At 73.3% G+C, this 17,466-nt stretch carries 15 protein-coding genes and 1 pseudogene; 7 read left to right on the top strand and 9 right to left on the bottom strand.

Annotated elements, in window-relative coordinates; genetic code table 11:
- Window positions 1-108 precede the first annotated feature (108 nt).
- Window positions 109-492 carry a response regulator gene (locus tag C4T42_RS15845; protein ID WP_012317888.1) on the bottom strand — a complete coding sequence of 128 codons (384 nt, stop codon included), beginning with the start codon at window positions 490-492 and terminating at the stop codon, window positions 109-111.
- 276 nt (window positions 493-768) lie between these two features.
- Between C4T42_RS15845 and C4T42_RS15840 the strand changes: the two genes are divergently transcribed.
- Together C4T42_RS15840 and C4T42_RS15835 are read left to right on the top strand one after the other, a co-directional pair.
- The gene (locus C4T42_RS15840; protein ID WP_103985397.1) at window positions 769-1,755 is read left to right on the top strand and encodes a bifunctional riboflavin kinase/FAD synthetase; all 987 of its coding nucleotides are present in this window, start codon (window positions 769-771) and stop codon (window positions 1,753-1,755) included.
- Window positions 1,756-1,817: 62 nt separating this feature from the next.
- Window positions 1,818-2,036: a DUF2093 domain-containing protein gene (locus C4T42_RS15835; protein WP_020093695.1), complete on the top strand. Its 219-nt coding sequence runs from the start codon at window positions 1,818-1,820 to the stop codon at window positions 2,034-2,036.
- A 16-nt stretch (window positions 2,037-2,052) separates the two neighbouring features.
- On the opposite strand, the gene lpxK is transcribed toward C4T42_RS15835, so the two are convergent.
- From lpxK to C4T42_RS15820, 3 genes are read right to left on the bottom strand one after another with little or no spacing between them, the layout of a single operon-like run.
- Window positions 2,053-3,033 (bottom strand): tetraacyldisaccharide 4'-kinase, encoded by a 981-nt coding sequence (gene lpxK / locus C4T42_RS15830; protein WP_103985396.1) that lies wholly within the window; start codon window positions 3,031-3,033, stop codon window positions 2,053-2,055.
- Window positions 3,033-4,364: a 3-deoxy-D-manno-octulosonic acid transferase gene (locus C4T42_RS15825; protein ID WP_103985395.1), complete on the bottom strand. Its 1,332-nt coding sequence runs from the start codon at window positions 4,362-4,364 to the stop codon at window positions 3,033-3,035. Before C4T42_RS15825 ends, lpxK begins: the two co-directional genes overlap by 1 nt.
- Window positions 4,361-5,146: a lysophospholipid acyltransferase family protein gene (locus C4T42_RS15820; protein WP_100252698.1), complete on the bottom strand. Its 786-nt coding sequence runs from the start codon at window positions 5,144-5,146 to the stop codon at window positions 4,361-4,363. Before C4T42_RS15820 ends, C4T42_RS15825 begins: the two co-directional genes overlap by 4 nt.
- 295 nt (window positions 5,147-5,441) lie before the next feature.
- Between C4T42_RS15820 and C4T42_RS15815 the strand changes: the two are divergent.
- Window positions 5,442-5,933: pseudogene (locus C4T42_RS15815) on the top strand (VIT1/CCC1 transporter family protein); the annotation flags it as partial.
- A gap of 61 nt (window positions 5,934-5,994) precedes the next feature.
- Complete coding sequence (locus tag C4T42_RS15810; RefSeq protein WP_042674390.1) at window positions 5,995-6,918, top strand: metallophosphoesterase; 924 nt, start codon at window positions 5,995-5,997, stop codon at window positions 6,916-6,918.
- A 63-nt stretch (window positions 6,919-6,981) separates the two neighbouring features.
- Here C4T42_RS15810 and C4T42_RS31975 read toward each other — a convergent pair whose 3' ends face one another.
- Window positions 6,982-7,143, bottom strand: coding sequence for a hypothetical protein (locus tag C4T42_RS31975; protein WP_012317896.1), 162 nt, complete (start codon window positions 7,141-7,143; stop codon window positions 6,982-6,984).
- A 317-nt stretch (window positions 7,144-7,460) separates the two neighbouring features.
- Here C4T42_RS31975 and C4T42_RS15805 point away from each other — a divergent pair, with 317 nt between their 5' ends.
- Window positions 7,461-8,855, top strand: a complete 1,395-nt coding sequence (locus C4T42_RS15805; RefSeq protein WP_042674391.1) for an amidase family protein — start codon at window positions 7,461-7,463, stop codon at window positions 8,853-8,855.
- Between the two features lie 73 nt (window positions 8,856-8,928).
- On the top strand, window positions 8,929-9,093 hold the full coding sequence (locus C4T42_RS31970) for a hypothetical protein (RefSeq protein WP_165923085.1): 165 nt from the start codon (window positions 8,929-8,931) through the stop codon (window positions 9,091-9,093).
- Window positions 9,094-9,110: 17 nt separating this feature from the next.
- On the opposite strand, the gene C4T42_RS15800 is transcribed toward C4T42_RS31970, so the two are convergent.
- Genes C4T42_RS15800 through C4T42_RS15785 form a run of 4 tightly spaced genes read right to left on the bottom strand, consistent with a single transcriptional unit; the run spans window position 9,111 to window position 15,652 of the window.
- On the bottom strand, window positions 9,111-10,253 hold the full coding sequence (locus tag C4T42_RS15800; protein WP_103985394.1) for a M20/M25/M40 family metallo-hydrolase: 1,143 nt from the start codon (window positions 10,251-10,253) through the stop codon (window positions 9,111-9,113).
- Window positions 10,250-11,722: a M81 family metallopeptidase gene (locus C4T42_RS15795; RefSeq protein WP_103985393.1), complete on the bottom strand. Its 1,473-nt coding sequence runs from the start codon at window positions 11,720-11,722 to the stop codon at window positions 10,250-10,252. Before C4T42_RS15795 ends, C4T42_RS15800 begins: the two co-directional genes overlap by 4 nt.
- A 31-nt stretch (window positions 11,723-11,753) precedes the next feature.
- Window positions 11,754-14,111, bottom strand: coding sequence for a penicillin acylase family protein (locus C4T42_RS15790; RefSeq protein WP_103985392.1), 2,358 nt, complete (start codon window positions 14,109-14,111; stop codon window positions 11,754-11,756).
- Complete coding sequence (locus tag C4T42_RS15785) at window positions 14,108-15,652, bottom strand: acetolactate synthase large subunit (protein WP_181049178.1); 1,545 nt, start codon at window positions 15,650-15,652, stop codon at window positions 14,108-14,110. Before C4T42_RS15785 ends, C4T42_RS15790 begins: the two co-directional genes overlap by 4 nt.
- 209 nt (window positions 15,653-15,861) lie before the next feature.
- On the opposite strand from C4T42_RS15785, the gene C4T42_RS15780 reads away from it, so the two are divergent.
- The gene (locus C4T42_RS15780; protein WP_020093707.1) at window positions 15,862-17,463 is read left to right on the top strand and encodes an ABC transporter substrate-binding protein; all 1,602 of its coding nucleotides are present in this window, start codon (window positions 15,862-15,864) and stop codon (window positions 17,461-17,463) included.
- The last annotated feature ends 3 nt before the right edge of the window (window positions 17,464-17,466 follow it).

Raw genomic sequence — 17,466 nt, 5'->3', positions numbered from 1 at the left:
TCTCCTCCTCGGATCTGTGGCCGTCCTCGCCGGCCACGCCACGTCTCGGCGTCCGGCGGCGCGGGAGCGATCCGTCCGGACGCGCGGTGGTCGAAGACAGGAGGCCGGTCAGCTGCCGCAGACCGCCTCGATCTTCGACTTCAGCGTGGCCGCGTTGAAGGGCTTGACGATGTAGTTGTTCACGCCGGCCTTCTTGGCCGCGATCACGTTCTCGGTCTTCGATTCGGCCGTCACCATGATGAACGGCGTCGTGCGAAGATTTTCGTCGGCGCGCACGTGACGGAGCAGCTCGTATCCGGTCATCGGCTCCATGTTCCAGTCGGAGATGACCAGCCCGTACTTGCGACCCTTCAGTCGTGCGAGCGCCTCGGTCCCGTCGGAAGCGTCGTCGACCTCCTCGAAGCCGAGCTGCTTCAGTAGATTGCGAATAATGCGGACCATCGTCTGGTAATCGTCGACAACGAGGATCGGCATGCTCAGGTCGAGAGCCATCGAACAACTGCTCCGTATTGCCCGGCGGGAAGCCGCGGCGGCTCCCGGATAGATTAACGCTTCGCTAACGCTGCAATTTAGCTGCGCTGCACAGCATTTCAAATAGGGCATGCGCATTGCGAAGCCGTTAATCGGCGCGGGCGACGCATGGCCGCCCGCGCGGCGTCGCCTCGCTTGACCCTCCGGGCGCCTTTCGGCAGGGTCCGGCCGCGTCGGGCCCCTCGCGGACATGTCAGGCGACCCTATCCGACTCTTCCGAGCACTCGACCCGAACCGATGGCCACAGGCGACGACACGGCCGCGCGACCCTTCACGATCTGCCGCGCCGACGCCCCCGTCCCGCCGGCCCTGGCCGGGGCCGTGGCGGCGATCGGCAACTTCGACGGCGTCCATCTCGGGCACCGGATGCTCGTCGACAGCGTGCGCGACGCCGCCCGCGCGGCCGGCCGGCCGTCCGCAATCCTGACCTTCGAGCCGCACCCGCGGGCCTACTTCACGCCGGACGCGCCGATGTTCCGGCTGACCGGCCTCGCCGCCAAGGAGATCGTATTCGCGCATCTCGGCCTCGACGGGCTGATCGTGCGCCGCTTCGACGGGGCTCTGGCGGAGACCGGCGCCCGCGCCTTCGTGCTCGACTTCCTGAAGCGGTCGCTGGGCCTGTCCGGCGTGGTCGTCGGACACGATTTCCACTTCGGCCGCGGCCGCGAGGGCACGCCCGCGATCCTGGCCGACCTCTGCCGGGAAGCGGGGATGAGCTGCCACATCGTGGCGCCGGTCGCCCTCGGCGGCGAGACCGAGCCGGTCTCCTCCAGCGCGATCCGCGCGGCCCTCGCGGCCGGCGACGTCGCCCGCGCCAACGCGCTGCTCGGCTACCGCTGGTTCGTCCTCGGCGCGGTCCGCCACGGCGACAAGCGGGGCCGCCAACTGGGTTTCCCCACCGCAAACGTGATGCTGCCCGATTGCGGGCTCGCGCACGGCATCTACGCGGTGCGGGTCCGCCTGGCCTCGGGCGCGTTCCGCGACGGCGTGGCGAGCTACGGCCGCCGCCCGACCTTCGACGACGGCGCACCGTTGCTGGAGACCTACCTGTTCGACTTCTCCGGCGATCTCTACGGGCAGGACATCGCCGTGGAGTTCGTCGGGTACATCCGCGGCGAGGAGCGGTTCGCCAGCGCCGAGGCGCTGGTCGAGCGGATGCATGTCGACGCGGCCACGGCCCGGACCATGCTGGCGCGGGATGAGACCCCGTCGATGCTGACCTGAGCCCCGCGGGCATCGCGGCGCGCGCGGATCGTGTAGAAGGCACCATCGAGCAGGAGGCGGACGTGCTGGGTCGTTACGAGCGCGCGAACAACGGCGAGGCGGTCGTCGAGTACGGCGACGGCACCATGCGGGTGGTCAAGCCCGGCAGCTTCGTGCGCTGCGCGGTGACCGGCGAGCCGATCCCGCTGGACGCCCTGCGCTACTGGAGCGCCGCCCGCCAGGAGGCCTACGTCTCCCCCGAGGCGATCCTCAGGCGGCTCAAGGAAACCGGCCGCCCCTGACGGTCGCCCCCGACGGTCACGGTGCGGAGAGCGCGCCGCGGATCTGCCGGCGCAAGGCCTCCGCGTCGTCGAGCGCGAGGCGGACGCGCAGGATCCGCACGCCCGCCGCGAAGGCCGGCGGCAGGCGCACCGTGTCCTTCTCGGTGGTGACGAGCGCGGCGTCGAGGCGCCGGGCCGCCTCGGAAAGCGCCGCCAGCTCGCGCGCCCGGTAGGGATGATGGTCGGGGTAGGGGCGCGTCCCGACGATCACCGCCCCCGTCTCGGCCAGGGTCGCGAAGAACTTCTCCGGGCGGCCGATCCCCGCGAAGGCGAGGCAGCGGCGGCCGGCCAGGTCGTCCGTCTCCGGGACAAGGCGCGCCCGGTGGACGGGCAGGTCGCGCCGCGCGGCCGCCCGGGCGACCGCGGCGCCCCCGGCCCCGTCGCCGATCACGATCAGGCCGCCGACATGCGGCCACTGCCGGGCGAGCGGCGCGCGCAGCGGCCCCGCCGGGAACGGCAGGCCGTTGCCGAGGCCGGCGGGGCCGTCGACCACCGCGAGGCTGAGGTCCTTGGCGAGGCTCGGGTTCTGGAGGCCATCATCCATCACGACGACGTCGGCGCCGAGGCTCCGGCACAGGGCGGCCCCGGCCGGGCGGTCGCGGGCGACGATCGCGGGCGCGATGCGGGCGAGGAGCAGCGGCTCGTCGCCGACATCGGCGGCGGCGTGGTGCGCGGGATCGACCCGCACCGGACCCGCGAGCCGGCCGCCGTAGCCGCGCGACAGGAAGGCCGGCGCGGCGCCGAGTTCGGCGACGAGGCCCGCGACCGCCAGGGCGGCCGGCGTCTTGCCGGCACCGCCGAGGGTGAAGTTGCCCAGGCACAGGACCGGGCAGCAGGCCCGCGCGCCGGGGCGGTCCATCCGCCGCGCCGCGAGCGCCCCGTAGGCCGCGCCGACCGGCGCCAGCGCGCGCGCGGCCGGGTGATCCGGCCCCGCGGCCCAGAAGGCCGGCGGTCGCATCAGGCCCGCGCGAGCGGGCGCGCGGGGCTGCCGCGATCGAGGCGCTGGAGCTTCATCTGCGCCACGAACGGGTCGAGGACCGCGAGCGTGCGCGCCACCGCCCCCTCGAACGGCTCCAGGGCACGCTGCCCGGCGCGGGCCATGTCGGCGAGGCGCTCCCGGTCGCCGAGGAGCTCGGCGGCGACCGCCGCCAGCTCGACGCCGTCGCGCACCGGCATGGCGCCGCCGGCGCGGTCGAGGGCGTGGTAGATCACGCCGAAATTCTCGGTGTGCGGCCCGTGCAGCACCGCCGATTCGAGACGCAGCGGCTCGATCGGGTTCTGGCCGCCCCGCGGAACCAGGGAGCCGCCGAGGAACACCAGGGGGCTGAGGCGGTAGAACAGCCCCAGCTCGCCGATCGTGTCGGCGACGTAGACCTCGGTCGAGGGATGGGGCCGCCCGCCGGCGGACCGCTGCGCGCTGCGCAGGCCGACGGCGTTCGCGCAGGCGACGGCCTCGCCCCCCCGGGCCGGGTGGCGCGGGGCGATGATGGTCAGGAGCTGGGGGAACTGTGCCTTCAGCATAGCGTGCGCGTAGGCGACCATGGCCTCCTCGCCGGAATGCGTGCTCGCCGCGACCCAGACCGGCCGGCCGGCCACCATGGCTCCCAGATAGGCGAGCTGCTGCGCGTCGGCCGGCGGCACCGAGGCGTCGAATTTCAGGTTGCCGGCGATGCTCACCCGCGGCGCGCCGAGCTTGGCGAAGCGCTCGCCGTCCTCCTGGGTCTGCGTGAGGCAGATTGCGATCCGCGCCAGGAGCGCCTTCGCGGTGCGCGGGCAGCGCTCCCAGCCCCGGAACGAGCGCTCCGACATGCGCCCGTTGACCAGGATCAGCGGGATCTCGCGCTCGTCGAGCGCCAGGATCGTGTTCGGCCAGATCTCCGACTCGGCGATCACCGCGAGGTCCGGCTGCCAGTGGTCGAGGAACCGTCCGACCCAGCGCGGCGCGTCCAGGGGCATGTACTGATGCACCGCGCCCGGGGGCAGCCGGACGCCGACCAGCTCGGCGGCCGCGCGCGTGCCGGTGGTGACGAGGACCGAGAAGCCGCGGGCGATCATGCCCTCGACGAGCCCGATCAGCGACAGGGCTTCGCCGACGCTGGCGCCGTGCATCCAGGCGAGCGGTCCGACCGGCCGGGCCCGGCCCGGCAGGCCCCGCCGCTCCGGGAGCCGGCGCGGATCCTCCTTGCCGCGCTGCGCGCGCCACGCGAGCAGGCCCGTCAGCGCCGGCTCGCCGATGCGCAGGCCGGCCCGGTAGGCCTGCAGTGGCAGGGTCACGGAGGGGCGTCTCACGCGAGGTCTCCCACCGGCGCCTGCCCGATCTCGGGGATCTGGTCGCGGTAGAGCGCCGCCCGGTCGGAGCGCCCGACGAGGGCGTAGGCACGGGCGTGGACCCGGTTCATCTCGGCCTCGACGAAGCGGCGGAGCGTCTCGAACGCCTCGCCCTCGCAGTCCCGCGGGACGTAGATCGGGTCGCCCAGCACGATCGCGCCGCGGCCGAAGGGCAGCCCGAGGCAGGCCCGGTCCCACGAACTGAAGCGCAGGTGCCGGCTCGTCACCACGGCCGCCGGGACGATCGGCCGGCCGGAGAAGCGCGCGAGGGTGAGAATCCCGGCATCGCACCGGCGGGAAACCTTCGGCACGTCGGCGCTGAAGGCCACGGATTCGCCGGCCTTCAGCGCCCGCAGCATCGCCCGCAAGCCCTCCGCGCCGCCCTTGGCGCGCTGATCGGTGGCGCGGCCGCGGCCGCGGGCGCCGGAGGCGCGCATCACGCGGACGCCGAAGCGCTCCAGCGCGATGGTGTTGATGTTCCCGTCCGGGTTCCGCGAGATGATCGTCGCCACGCGGTCGCCCGGCCGGCGCAGAAGCGGCATCATGATGTGCTGGCCGTGCCACATGCCGAGGATCAGCGGCGTGCGCGCATCGATCCACCCGTCCGCCGCGCCCGCGGACGCCTCGCCCGCGTGGATCTCGAAGCGGTTGGTGAGGCGCACGAGCCGCAGATAGGCCGCCGCGAGACGGCCGAGGAGGCGTTGCACGGGGGGCTGGCGGAGGAGACGCTTACCGAGGCTCATGTCACGCTTGGGGCGGGCCGGCGTGCCGCCGCCCGATCGGGTCCGGATCGAATTCGACCGCGCATGGTCTAGCTCCCGCTCCGGAGACGAGACAATCGGCCTCGTCCACAACCACACGGTTAGGCCGCCGGGATCGGCGGGCGTTCCGACGCCGCGGATGCTCCCGCGGCGCGGCGAAAACACGGCAGCGGGCCTTGTTTAGATCAATTCCAGACTATAGATTGGAATGGATCCAAAGAAGGAGATTCGCATGGCCGCCGCCCTCGACAGCGCCGCCGACCTGCACGCCGAGGCGCGCCGCGCCTTCGTGCTGCGCTACGTGCAGCCCGGCCTCGCCGGCCTGATCGACGGCTCGGTCTCGACCCTCGCGCCGATCTTCGCGGCGGCCTTCGCCACCGGTCACAACGGCGCGACCTTCCTGGTGGGGCTCGCGGCCTCGGTCGGGGCCGGCATCAGCATGGGGTTCACCGAGGCCCTGTCGGACGACGGCGCCGTCACCGGCCGCGGCGATCCGTGGCTGCGCGGCCTCGTCTGCGGGGCGATGACCACGCTGGGCGGCCTCGGCCACACGCTGCCCTACGCGATCCCCGACACGCTCCCGGCCGGCTGGCCGAACCCGTTCGTCCTGGCCACGAGCCTCGCGGTTCTGGTGGTGATCGTGGAACTCGCGGTCATCGCGGCGATCCGCACGCGCTTCATGGCGACGCCGTTCTGGCGCGCGGCCCTGCAGGTCATGCTCGGCGGCGCGCTGGTGCTGGTGGTCGGGATGCTGATCGGAAGCGCTTGACGGGACGCGCCGCGCCCGCGATGCGGGGCGCCTTTCCCCGTGTCGAGGGTGACCACCGGCGTTGACCTTCCGCCTCGCCCATCTCAGCGATCCGCATGTCGGGCCCCTCGGGCCGGTGCGCCTCCGCCAGCTCCTCGGCAAGCGCGCCACCGGCTACGCCAACTGGCGGCGGGGGCGCTCGCGCAGCCACGATATGACCGTGCTGGAGGCCCTGGTCACCGATCTGAAGGCGCAGGAGGCCGCGCACGTCGCCTGCACGGGCGACCTGTGCAACATCGGCCTGCCCAGCGAGTGGGAGACCGCCCGCACCTTCCTGGAAGCCCTCGGATCCCCCGAAGCGGTGAGCTTCGTGCCGGGCAACCACGACGCCTATGTCCGCGGCTCCCTGGAAGGCCTGCTCGCCGCCTGCGGCCGCTACACGGGGGACGATTCGGGCTCCTGGGGCCACTTCCCGTACCTGCGGCGCCGCGGCCCGCTGGCCCTGGTCGGCCTGTCCAGCGCGATCCCGACGAAGCCCTTCGTGGCGACCGGCCGCCTCGGCGCGTCGCAGCTCGCCGCGGCCGAGACCCTGCTCCGCGCCCTGGCCACCGAGCCCGGTCGGCCGTTCCGTGTGGTGATGATCCACCATCCGCCGCAGCCCGGCGGCGCCTCACCGGGGCGCGAGCTCAAGGACGCGGCGGCGTTCACCGCGATGATCGGGCGGGCCGGCGCGGACCTGATCCTGCACGGTCACAATCACGTCACCAGCACCGCCCGGATCGCGGGGCCGGACGGGCGGACCGTCCCGGTCATCGGAGCTCCCTCCGCCTCGGCGCGCGCGGACGGTCACGGCGCGATCGCGTCGCGCCGGGCCTCCTACCTGCTGTTCGAGATCGGCCGGGCGGACCAGGGGTTCTCGGTCACGGCCCGTCGGCGGGGCCTGGACGCGTCGGGCACCGTGGGCGATCTCGGCACGCTCGACCTCGGCGCGCCGGGCGGAGCCTGAGGGCGTGAGCCGGCACGGCCGTCGTGACGGCGGTGCCGGCCCCATGATCGGCAACGATGCGGTTCAGATGCCGGCGACCGCGAGGTCGGCGCGCTGCTGTCGGCTGAGACTTGCTTCGTAGCGCTCGGCCTGGAGGCGGGTGAGACCGCATATCAACGCGAGTGTCCCGCGATACACGGTATAGGTGCCGTCGTGAGTCGGCCTGACGCGAATCACCTCTGCCATGGGAGCCTGCCTTATGCTGGAGGTTGCCTGCTTTCGTCTGAGGAAATCGTCCCTTCTCGCTGGATTGGCCGGTCGAACGCGCGAACGAGGGCGAGGTTATCAGTCGTTCCAAAGGTGGCAAGGGTCGTATACGTCGAAATGCTTAGGTCCTTCTGCTGCAATGCGGCAAAGCCTTGGCCGGCCTCGCGATCCGCGGGTGCGCAAAAAAGCGGCCGCCGTCTTGCATTTTGAATATGCTGCGCGGGCCGGCCGGGAGCCGCCCGGGCGGCGCGAATCGTAGGATGGATCCCGCCCGTCCGGGCGCGAAAGGACACCCCATGCAGCTCTGGCGTCTGACGGCGACCGACCTCGCGGCCCTGATCCGCTCCGGCCAGGTCTCGGCCCGGGAGGTGGCGCGGGACGCCCTCGACCGGCTCGATGCGGTCAACGGGCGGATCAACGCCGTGGTCGAGCACCGGCCCGAGGACGTGCTGGCGCAGGCGGACGCGGTGGACGCCGCTCGCGCGCGCGGCGAGGCCCCCGGTCCGCTGGCGGGCGTGCCGGTCACCGTCAAGGTCAACGCCGACCAGCGCGGCTTCGCGACGACGAACGGGCTGCGCCTCCAGCGCGATCTCGTGGCGACGGACGACAATCCCGTCGTCGCCAACCTGCGCCGGGCCGGCGCCGTGCTGCTCGGGCGGACCAACACCCCGGCCTTCTCGCTGCGCTGGTTCACCACGAACCAGCTCCACGGCGACACCAAGAATCCCCGCGACCCGGCGCTGACGCCCGGCGGCTCCTCCGGGGGCGCCGGCGCCGCGGTGGCGGCCGGGATCGGCGCCATCGCGCACGGCACCGACATCGCCGGCTCGGTGCGCTACCCGGCCTATGCCTGCGGGGTGCACGGGCTGCGCCCGAGCCTGGGCCGGATCCCGGCCTGGAACGCGTCCTCGCCCGAGCGCGGCATCGGTCCCCAGCTGATGGCGGTCTCCGGCCCGCTCGCCCGCAGCATCGCCGACGTGCGCCTCGGCCTCGAGGTCATGGCGGCGCCCGACCCGCGCGACCCGTGGTGGGTGCCGGCACCGCTCGAGGGACCGCCCGTCGCGCGCGAGGTCGCGCTCTGCGTGCGGCCCGGGGGGCTCGCTACCGCACCGGAGGTCGAGGCCGCCCTGCGCGAGGCCGCGCGACGCCTGAGCGAGGCCGGGTGGGCGGTCACGGAGATCGCCGACACCCCGCCGATCCGGGAGGCGAGCGAGCTGCAGCTCCAGCTCTGGCTCGGCGACGGCTACGCGGCGGTCCGGGCCGCGGCCGAGCGGGAGGGGGATCCGGCGGCGATCGGCCTCCTGGAGAGCTTCCGGCCGCGGGCCGAGGCGATGGCGCCCGACGCCATCGCCCGGGCGCTGACCCGGCGCGCGACGCTGGCGCGGGACTGGGCGCTGTTCCTGGCCGAGAACCCCGTGCTGCTGGTCCCGGTCTCGGGGGAGTTGCCCTTCCCGGACGGGCTCGACCGCACCGGCGATGCCGGGATCGCCCGGGCCTTCGAGGCGAACCTGCTGCAGGTCGGGCTGGCGCCGATCGGCGTCCCGGCGCTCACGGTGACGACGGGCCTCGTCGGGCGGACACCCGTCGGCGTGCAGCTGGTCGCCGCCCGCTACCGGGAAGACCTCTGCCTCGCGGCCGGCGCGGCGATCGAGGCCGGCGGCGTGCCGGAGATGCCGGTCGACCCGGCCTGAGGCGCAACCGCGTCCGCCGGAACCGAACCGTCGCCGCCCCGCTTCTACAACCATTGGTTGCAAAAGGCGCGGCATGTCGATGATCGCCACCGGCGGGTGCCTCGGAAGCACCCTGCTCTGTCTCCTGACCGCGTCGTCGGGACCGCTCCTCGCCCTGGCGGGCTTCTTCGGCGGCGGCACGGCCGGGGGCCTGCTGGGCGCACTGGCGGTCGCGGCCCTTGGCCGGGGTCGCGCCTGATCGCGGCGCGGCCGGCCTCAGGGCCGGCCGGCGGCGCCGAGGTTGGCGAGCAGGGCCGCGAAGAGCCGGGCCCGCTGCGGCAGGGTCTCGATCAGCACGTGCTCCTCCAGGGTGTGGTAGCCCTGGCCCAGCGGTCCGAGCCCGTCGAGGGTCGGGACGCCGTTGGCGCCGGTGAAGTTGCCGTCCGAGCCGCCGCCGGCGCTGCGATGGGGCAGGGGCTGGCCGAGCGCCTCGCTCAGCGCGCGCGCCTGCTCGTAGAGCGCCATGCAGCCGGCATCCGGCTCCCAGACCGGCCGGGTCACGCCGCGGGTCACGGTGAAGCGGACGCCGTCCTCCTCGCCCGACAGGGCCAGCATCCGCGCGACGCCGCGGTCGAGGTCGGCCTGCCGCTTGGCCATGCTGAGCGCCTGCCCGCGGCAGACGGTGGGGACGCAGTTCACCCACTGCCCGCCCGAGACGATCCCGGTCGAGACGGTGCAGTCGGCATCCGACAGCGCGTCGATGGCGAGGATCTTCCGCGCCATCGCGCGGATCGCCGAGCGCCCCTCGTGGGGCGAGGCGCCGGCGTGGCTCGGGCGGCCCAGGGCCTCGAGGTCGAAGCGGGCGATGGCGTAGCGGCCGGTGACGACCCCGTTCTCGGGCTGGCCGGGTTCGGGCACCAGCACGAAGGCGTGGCGGGCGGCCTCCGCCTCGATCAGGTCGCGGGTGGAGGGGCTGCCGATCTCCTCGTCGCCGGTGAACAGGACGGTCACCGGCAGCGGCGTCTCGATCCCGGCCGCCGCCAGGGCGCGGATCGCCGCGAGCGCGATGACGTTGCCACCCTTCATGTCGAGGATGCCGGGACCGTAGGCGCGGTCGCCCTCGATCCGCCACGGCAGGCTCCCGAGGGTGCCGACCGGATGCACCGTGTCGAGGTGGCCGAGCACCAGGATGCCGGGCGCGTCGCGGTCCCGGTGCGGGAACCGGGCGCGGACGCAGTCGCTCAGGCCCATGCGGCCCGGGATCGTCTCGACGGTCGCCCCGAGAAGCGCGAGGTCGCGGGCGGCGACGCCCATCATGCGATTGACCGCCGCCGCGTCGTGGGTGGGGCTCTCGCACAGCACCCAGGGCTGCAGGGTCGCGAGGATCTCGCGCGCGTCGAAGGACAAGTCCGGGATCATCGGGCGTTCTCCTCGGCGAACGGATCGGCGACGCGCGGCCAGTAGAGGCCGGACCGCTTGGTGTAAGGGATCGCGCCGTAATCCGGCGGCACGGCGCCGGGCGCCGCGACGTAGCGGACCTCGCTCGCGATCGGCGCGAAGGCGGCGTAGAAGTGCTGCATCGACTTCACCACGACGATCCGCTTGTCGTCGAGGCCCAGGCCGAGGCCCGTGAACGCGTCGGGCGCGAAGGCCTGCTGGCGCTTGTTGGTCAGCACCACGTGGATCCCATCCGCCTCCACCCAGGCCGCGGGGCCGAGTTGGGCCCGGCCGCCGCTGAGGCCGGTCTGGCTGTGGTCGTCCGACAGGCCGCGGACCGTGACGCGCAGGTCCACCGGGTTCCCGGAGGTCACGCCGCACTTGCCGCCGATCCGGAGGGTGAAGGTCGCCCCGAGGCCGGCCTCGTGGCAGATGCCGACCGCGCCGGGATCCCAGATCAGGCCGAGCGCCACGTCCGCGATGCCCCGCTCGGCGAGGCGGGCGAGGATCGCGGTGTTGTCGGAGGGTGCGCCCGCGCCGGCATTGTCGGCGAAGTCGGCGAGCACCATCGGGCGCGGGTCGCCGGAGGCGAGCGCCCGGTCGATGGCCGCGTCGATCGTGTCGCAGTGGCTCGCCGCCTCCTCCCGCATCGCCCAGACGGCCCCGGCCAGCTCGTCGGCCAGCGCCTGCGCCTTGCCAGCATCGCCGTCGGCCACGACCAGCATCTTGGCGCCGACATCGGCCACGTCGCCCCAGGGAAAGCCGTGCCCGAAGGAGACCGACAGGATGCCGTCGCGCCCCTCCAGCGCCTCCATGCGGCGAACGAAGCCCGCGACCGGCTCGCGGCTGGTGCGCCACATGTTGACGATCCGGCAGTCGGCGTAGGCCATCACCGGCCGGATGTCCTTCGCCACGGTCCGGACGACCAGGGGGTACAGGTCGCGGGCGCGGTCGACGATGTCGGTGTGGGGGTATTCCTTGTAGATCACGATGACGTCTGCGCTGGCCCGCATCGTCTCGGTGAGGTGGCAGTGGAGGTCGAGCTCGACGCCGATCGTGGCCTCCGGCCCCACGATGGCGCGGACCCGCTCCAGGGTGTCGCCCTCGCAGTCGTCGTAGCCCTCGGCCACCATGGCGCCGTGCATGAACAGCAGCACGGCGTCGACCGGCATCGCGACCTCCAGGTCCTCCAGCAGGGCGTCGCGCAGCTCCTCGTAGACGGCCCGCAGGGTGATCCCGCCGGGCTGCGCGAAGGTCGAGAGGCTCTCGACGACGGTGTGCCCGTCCGCCTCGGCCAGCGCGCGCCAGGCCTTGAGGCCGATATTGCTGAGGCTCGGCGGGTTCCGGCTGCCGTCCCGGCGGGCGTAGTCGGCGTGGAACGCCGACCGTCCGGTGGGCAGCGGCGCGAAGGTGTTGGTCTCGGTGGCGAGGCCGGCGATGAAGATCTTCAAGGTCCTGTCCCAATCCGTCCCGGCCGCCGGGTCAGGCGGGGCTCGGGGTCAGCGTGATGACCGTCTCGGTCGCCGCGTCCACGGCCGCGCGGCCGTAGAGCATCGGCACGTAGTCCTGGCGCCCCCAGACCGGGGCCAGGTCGGCGTAGTGCGGACTGCCCGGGTCCCCCGACTGGCCCGGCACGTTGATGAAGACCGAGCGGTCCCAGTCGCCCACGTCCACGACCATGCGGAACGAGGCGCCGTGGGTGAGCCGGAACGTGTCGGTCCGGTACTCCGCGTGCATGACCGATGCCGCGGCGCCGCCCACGGGCAGCGGGCCGACATCCCAGCCGGATCCGGGCGCCAGGGCCGTCAGCGGGTGCGCGAACAGCGCGTGGTGCAGGCGGCCCCAGGACCAGCCCGCGGCATCGGTGCCCATCCGCTCCCGGCAGGTGCGAAGGCCGGCGCCGAGGGCGTCTGTGAGCAGGGACGCGCGGGTCGCCGGGTCGAGACCGGTCTCCAGCCGCTCGATCAGGCTCTGCGTGTCGCCGGGCGGGAGGAGGCGGCGCGTCCCGGCATCGGGCACGAGCGCCGCGACCAGGGCCGGGCGGAGGTGCCGCACCCAGACCACCTCGATGAGGGCGGCCGCCGCGGAGCCGTGGTGCAGCGCGCCGTCGAACGCGGCCAGCAGGGCCTGGGCCGCGGCGGCGTCGGGATCGTCCGCCGCCGGCAGGGCGCGCATCAGGTCGGTCAGCCGCCGGGCCGGCTCGGAGACCACGTCGCCCTGGAGCGCCCGCGAATCCGCGAGGCTGTGCCGGTCCTGCCCGCCGAGGACCGCCCGGATGCGGCGGGCGCGCCAGGGCTCGGCCCACTCGAACCCGACCCTCCGGTCCTCCGCGGGATAGTCCGGCGGCAGGTTCATCTCGTTGGCGGTGGCGAGCCAGCCCGCTTCCGGATCGACGCTTCGGGGCAGGGCGGCGGGATCGTGGAAGCCGGCCCAGTCGTAGCGGCCGTCGCCCGGCGCCGGCAGCAACCCGTCGTGGCCGGGTCGCACCGGCGCCTTGCCGGCCATGAACCACGCGATCCGCCCCGACGCGTCGGCGTAGAGCTGGTTCACCGAGGGCGCCGACCAGTGGCGCAGGGCCTCGCCGAAGGCCTCGGGCGTCGTGGCGCCGAGATAGGCGAGGCTGCCGAGATAGGCGGCAGCGCCGGGCTCCGACCAGACGGTCCGCAGCGCGAAGGCGCGGCCCCTCTCCTCGCGGAGGACCGGCCCGTGCCGGGTGAAGCCGAGGATCACGGTCTCGTCCGGGCCGCCGCGCACCGGGATCCGCTCGGCGACGCGCGCGATCCGTTCCCAGCCGTCGCCGGAGCGGTAGCGGTCGGGATCGGCCGGGTCGGTCGCGCAGACGAACAGGTCCTCCTGATCGATCGGCGCGATGGTGAGGCTGAAGGCGGCCCGGCCGTTATGACCGATGGAGATGCCCGGCAGGGCCGGCTCGCCCGCGCCGATCACGTCGAGGCCCGGCGCGGTCAGGTGGACGGCGTAGCGCAGCGAGGGCTGCAGGTAGACCCGGTGCGGGTCGCTCGCCAGGATCGGCCGGCCGGTGGCGGTGCGGGACGGCCCGACCACCCAGTTGTTAGAGCCCTCGGCCGGCTCCTTCGGCGCGGCGCGGGGACCGCGCGTGACGGCCCCGTGCGCGTCGACCTTGGACCAGTCCCAGGGCTCGGCGCGCGTCGCCGCCATCCGGTCCGGGTCGAACCCCACCGTCGCCGTGGCCAGCCGGAAGGCGTCGAGGAGATCGTCCGGCCAGTCGGCGGCGTCGAGCCCGTCGGGGATGACCGCGTCGTGCGGCGGACTGATCCGCTTGCGCAGGTCGTCGACGGCCAGCCCGTCCGCCGGGCTCCGAGCCCGGGCGAGCACCCGCGCGCGGGCGACCTCGGAGAGGACGTTGCGGATCAGCGCGTGGCTGCGGATGCGCACCACGTCCTCCGGCTGCCACAGCGCCGGGCGCGTGTCCGTCACGGCGAATTCCGGCGGGCGCAGGTCGGGCCGCGCCTCGGTGAGGGCGACGTAGGCGTTGATCCCCGCCACGAAGGCGGTGACGATCGCCCGCGTGTCCTGCGGCCCGTAGGCCGCCCACTCGGCCGCCATGTCGCCGCGGTAGAGGAACAGCCGGGCGGCCCGGTCCTGGGCGAGGTAGCCGGGTCCGAAATCCGCCGCCAGCAGGCCGAGGCCGCGCTTGCGCCAGAGGTCGAGCTGCCAGAGCCGGTCCCGGGCGGCGTTGAACCCCTGCGCGCGGAAGGCGTCGAGCGCGGTGCCGGCGCGGATATGCGCCAGCCCCCAGCGGTCGACCCGGATCTCCGCCGGCCCGTCGAGGCCGGGGAGGGCGTAGGCCGTCCCGCTCACAGAGCCACTTCGATGAGGTGCGGCCCCTTGCTGGCCAGCGCGTTCTGGAACGCCTCGATGAAGTCCGGCAGGGTCTCGACCAGCCGCCCCGCGACGCCGAAGCCGCGGGCGAGGCTCACCCAGTCGATGGCCGGATCGTCGAGGCTGAGCATGCCCAGCGCCTTCGGACCGGGATTGAGCGCGCCGACGTTGGTGAGCTCCGCCCGCAGGATCGCGTAGGAGCGGTTCGACCAGACGAGCGTCACCACGTCGAGGTGCTCGCGGGCCTGGGTCCAGAGCGCCTGCACCGTGTAGAGCCCGCTGCCGTCGGCCTGCAGGTTGATGACCTTGCGGTCGGGGCAGGCCACCGCGGCGCCGGTCGCCATCGGGATGCCGAGGCCGATCGAGCCGCCGCTGAGCTGCAGCCAGGTGTGGGGCGCGGCGTCCCGGGTCAGGGCGAAGAAGTTGCGGCCCGTGGTGATCGACTCGTCGCAGATCACCGCGCCCTCGGGGATCAGCGCGCCGAGCACCTGCCCGATCGTGTCCTGGTCGAGGGGGCCGGAGGTCGGGAGCTTCGGGCGCGGCCCGACGGCGACCGGCTCGGCCGCCGGGGCCGCGACGGCCTCGGCGAGCCGCTCGAGGGCGTCGATCTGGTCCTCCTCGGGCGTGGCCAGCGTGATCGTGGTGCTGCCCTCCGGCGCCAGCAGGCTCGGCTTGCCCGGATAGGCGAAGAAGCCCACCGGCGGCGTCGCGCCGATCAGGATGATGTGGCGGAAGCCCTTCAGGGCGTCGATGCCCTGGTCGATCGGGTAGGGGAGGCGCTCGATCGGCACGGTGCCGGCGCCGCGATCGATCCGGGCGTTGGAGGTCATCGCCATCAGCCGGGCGCCGGTCTTGCGGGCGATCCGATCGGCGATGACCCGGCCCTCGCCCCGCACGGCCCGGTCGCCGAGATGCAGGAGCACCGGCTCGCCGCTCTGGAGGGCCTTCACGGCCGCCGCGATTGCGTCGTCGCCGGCCCGCGCCCGCTCGGGGATCGGCGGCACCGGCGCGGGGCCGGCGCCGGGATCCCAGGCGGTGTTGGCCGGAAGGATCAGGGTCGCGACCTGTCCCGGGGCGGTCCGGGCTGCCGCGATGGCGGCGGCGCCGTCGAAGCCGATCTCGGTCGCGCTCATGCCGGTCCGCACCCAGGAGGACATCGGATGGGCCAGCCCCTCGATGTCCGAGGTGAGCGGCGCGTTGTACTCGCGGTGGTAGGTGGCGTGCTCACCGACGATGTTGACGACGGGGGTGCGCGCCTTCTTGGCGTTGTGGAGGTTGGCCAGCCCGTTGGCGAGGCCGGGCCCGAGATGGAGCAGGGTCGAGGCCGGCTTGTCGGCCATGCGGGCGTACCCGTCGGCGGCGCCGGTCGCCCCGCCCTCGAACAGGAACAGGACGCAGCGCATGCCCTCGACCCGGTCGAGGGCGGCGACGAAGTGCATCTCGGAGGTGCCGGGATTGGTGAAGCAGACCTCGACCCCGCCCTCCACGAGGGTCCGGACCAAGCTCTCGGCCCCGTTCATGGCGCGCGGCGTCTCGTCGGTCACGGGCGTCTCCTTCGGGGGCCGGCCGTCCGGGCTGGCGACTCGCATTTTTTATTATCGTGGCGCAGCGGGCGCCACGCGCAAGGGGCGACGTCCGGCATCTTCTGTTCGCCGGACGCAGGGCCTAAGCCTGAGCGTGGCGCGGGAATTGCGCCCGGCGCGCCGCAACTTCGACGATTGGGATCCGGATGACATCTCGCCGCCTGATTGCCGCCGCCCTGGCGGGTACCGTGGCCCTGACGGGATCGGCCAGCGCCGAGAGCGTCCTGCGCATCGCCATGACGGCGAGCGACATTCCCACCACGACGGGCATGCCCAACAACGGCTTCGAGGGGATGCGCTTCCTCGGCTACCCGATCTTCGAGGGGCTGGTGCAGTGGGACCTCAAGAGCACCACCAAGCTCGCCGGCATCGTCCCGGCGCTGGCTGAGCGCTGGGAGCAGGACCCGAACGACAAGACGGTCTGGACCTTCCACCTGCGCCAGGGCGTGAAGTTCCACGACGGGACGCCGTTCAACGCCGACGCGGTGATCTGGAACCTCGACCGCTACTTCAAGAACGACAGCCCGCAATTCGAGCCGCAGGGCGCGGGCATCTCCCGGGCGCGGGCGCCGCTGGTCGGGAGCTACAGGAAGGTCGACGATTCGACCGTGCAGATCACCACCACCCAGGTCGCCTCCTACTTCCCCTACATGGTGGTCTACCTGCTCTTCACCTCGCCCGCCTCCTTCGAGAAGGCCGGGCGCGACTGGAGCAAGGTCGCGGCCCTGCCGGCGGCCGGCACCGGCCCGTTCAGGATCACCCGCGTCGCCCCGCGGGAGGCGGTCGATCTCGCCAAGTTCGACGGCTACTGGGACCCGAACCGGATGGCCAAGGTCGACAAGGTCCGGCTGCTGCCGATCCCGGAGGCGAATGCCCGCGTCGCCGCCCTGCGGGCCGGCCAGGTCGACTGGATCGAGGTGCCGGCGCCCGACGCGATCCCGTCGATGAAGCAGGCGGGCTTCACCATCACCACGGGCTCGTACCCGCATGTCTGGCCCTATTTCTTCAACATGGGTGCCAAGGACAGCCCGCTGAAGGACGTCCGCGTCCGGCAGGGCCTGAACTACTGCATCGACCGGGCCGGGATCGTGGAGCTCCTCAACGGCACCGCCGAGCCCGCGAGCGGGTGGCTGAACGACCGGGACCCGAATTTCGGCAGCCCGAAGAACCGCTACACCTTCGACGCCGCGAAGGGGAAGGCGCTGCTGGCCGAGGCCGGCTACACCGACAAGAAGCCGCTGAGCCTCAAGGTGATGATCTCCTCCTCGGGCTCGGGGCAGATGCTGCCGATGCCGATGAACGAGTACCTGCAGGAGAACCTGAAGCAGGCCTGCAACGTCGACCTGACCTTCAACGTGGTCGAGTGGCAGGTGCTGCTGAATGCCGGCCGCGCGCTTCCCGACGCGCCGACCCTCCAGGGCGCGATGGCGCTCAACGTCTCGTCGCCCTCGTCGGACCCGGCCGTCATGGCGCGCTACTTCGCGGGGGACCGGTTCCCGCCGGCCGGCTTCAACTTCCCCACCTGGAAGGACGACGCGTTCGACGCCGCCCTCAAGGCGCTCGCCGAGACCACCGACGCCAAGGTGATCGACGCCCAGACCAAGGTCGCCCACGAGCGCCTCGTGGACAATCCGCCCTGGCTGTTCGTCGTCCACGACCTCAATCCCCGCGGGATGTCCAAGAAGGTCCAGGGTTTCGTCTCGCCGCAATCCTGGTTCGTCGACCTCACCCTCGTCAGCGTGCAGTGACCC

This window comes from Methylobacterium sp. 190mf, from assembly GCF_900107945.1.
In the GTDB taxonomy this organism is placed as follows: Bacteria; Pseudomonadota; Alphaproteobacteria; order Rhizobiales; family Beijerinckiaceae; genus Methylobacterium.
Note: the sequence above shows the minus strand (reverse complement) of the source record. Positions and strands in the feature narration are given on the sequence as shown.

Bases quoted from the DNA above. Each gene is read 5' to 3' on its own strand.
- C4T42_RS31970 (WP_165923085.1), top strand. From the start codon at position 8,929: ATGTCGATGATCGCCACCGGCGGGTGCCTCGGAAGCACCCTGCTCTGT.
- C4T42_RS31975 (WP_012317896.1), bottom strand. From the start codon at position 7,143: ATGGCAGAGGTGATTCGCGTCAGGCCGACTCACGACGGCACCTATACC.
- C4T42_RS15845 (WP_012317888.1), bottom strand. From the start codon at position 492: ATGGCTCTCGACCTGAGCATGCCGATCCTCGTTGTCGACGATTACCAG.
- C4T42_RS15800 (WP_103985394.1), bottom strand. From the start codon at position 10,253: ATGATCCCGGACTTGTCCTTCGACGCGCGCGAGATCCTCGCGACCCTG.
- C4T42_RS15820 (WP_100252698.1), bottom strand. From the start codon at position 5,146: ATGAGCCTCGGTAAGCGTCTCCTCCGCCAGCCCCCCGTGCAACGCCTC.
- C4T42_RS15785 (WP_181049178.1), bottom strand. From the start codon at position 15,652: ATGAACGGGGCCGAGAGCTTGGTCCGGACCCTCGTGGAGGGCGGGGTC.
- C4T42_RS15840 (WP_103985397.1), top strand. From the start codon at position 769: ATGGCCACAGGCGACGACACGGCCGCGCGACCCTTCACGATCTGCCGC.
- C4T42_RS15805 (WP_042674391.1), top strand. From the start codon at position 7,461: ATGCAGCTCTGGCGTCTGACGGCGACCGACCTCGCGGCCCTGATCCGC.
- C4T42_RS15780 (WP_020093707.1), top strand. From the start codon at position 15,862: ATGACATCTCGCCGCCTGATTGCCGCCGCCCTGGCGGGTACCGTGGCC.
- lpxK (WP_103985396.1), bottom strand. From the start codon at position 3,033: ATGCGACCGCCGGCCTTCTGGGCCGCGGGGCCGGATCACCCGGCCGCG.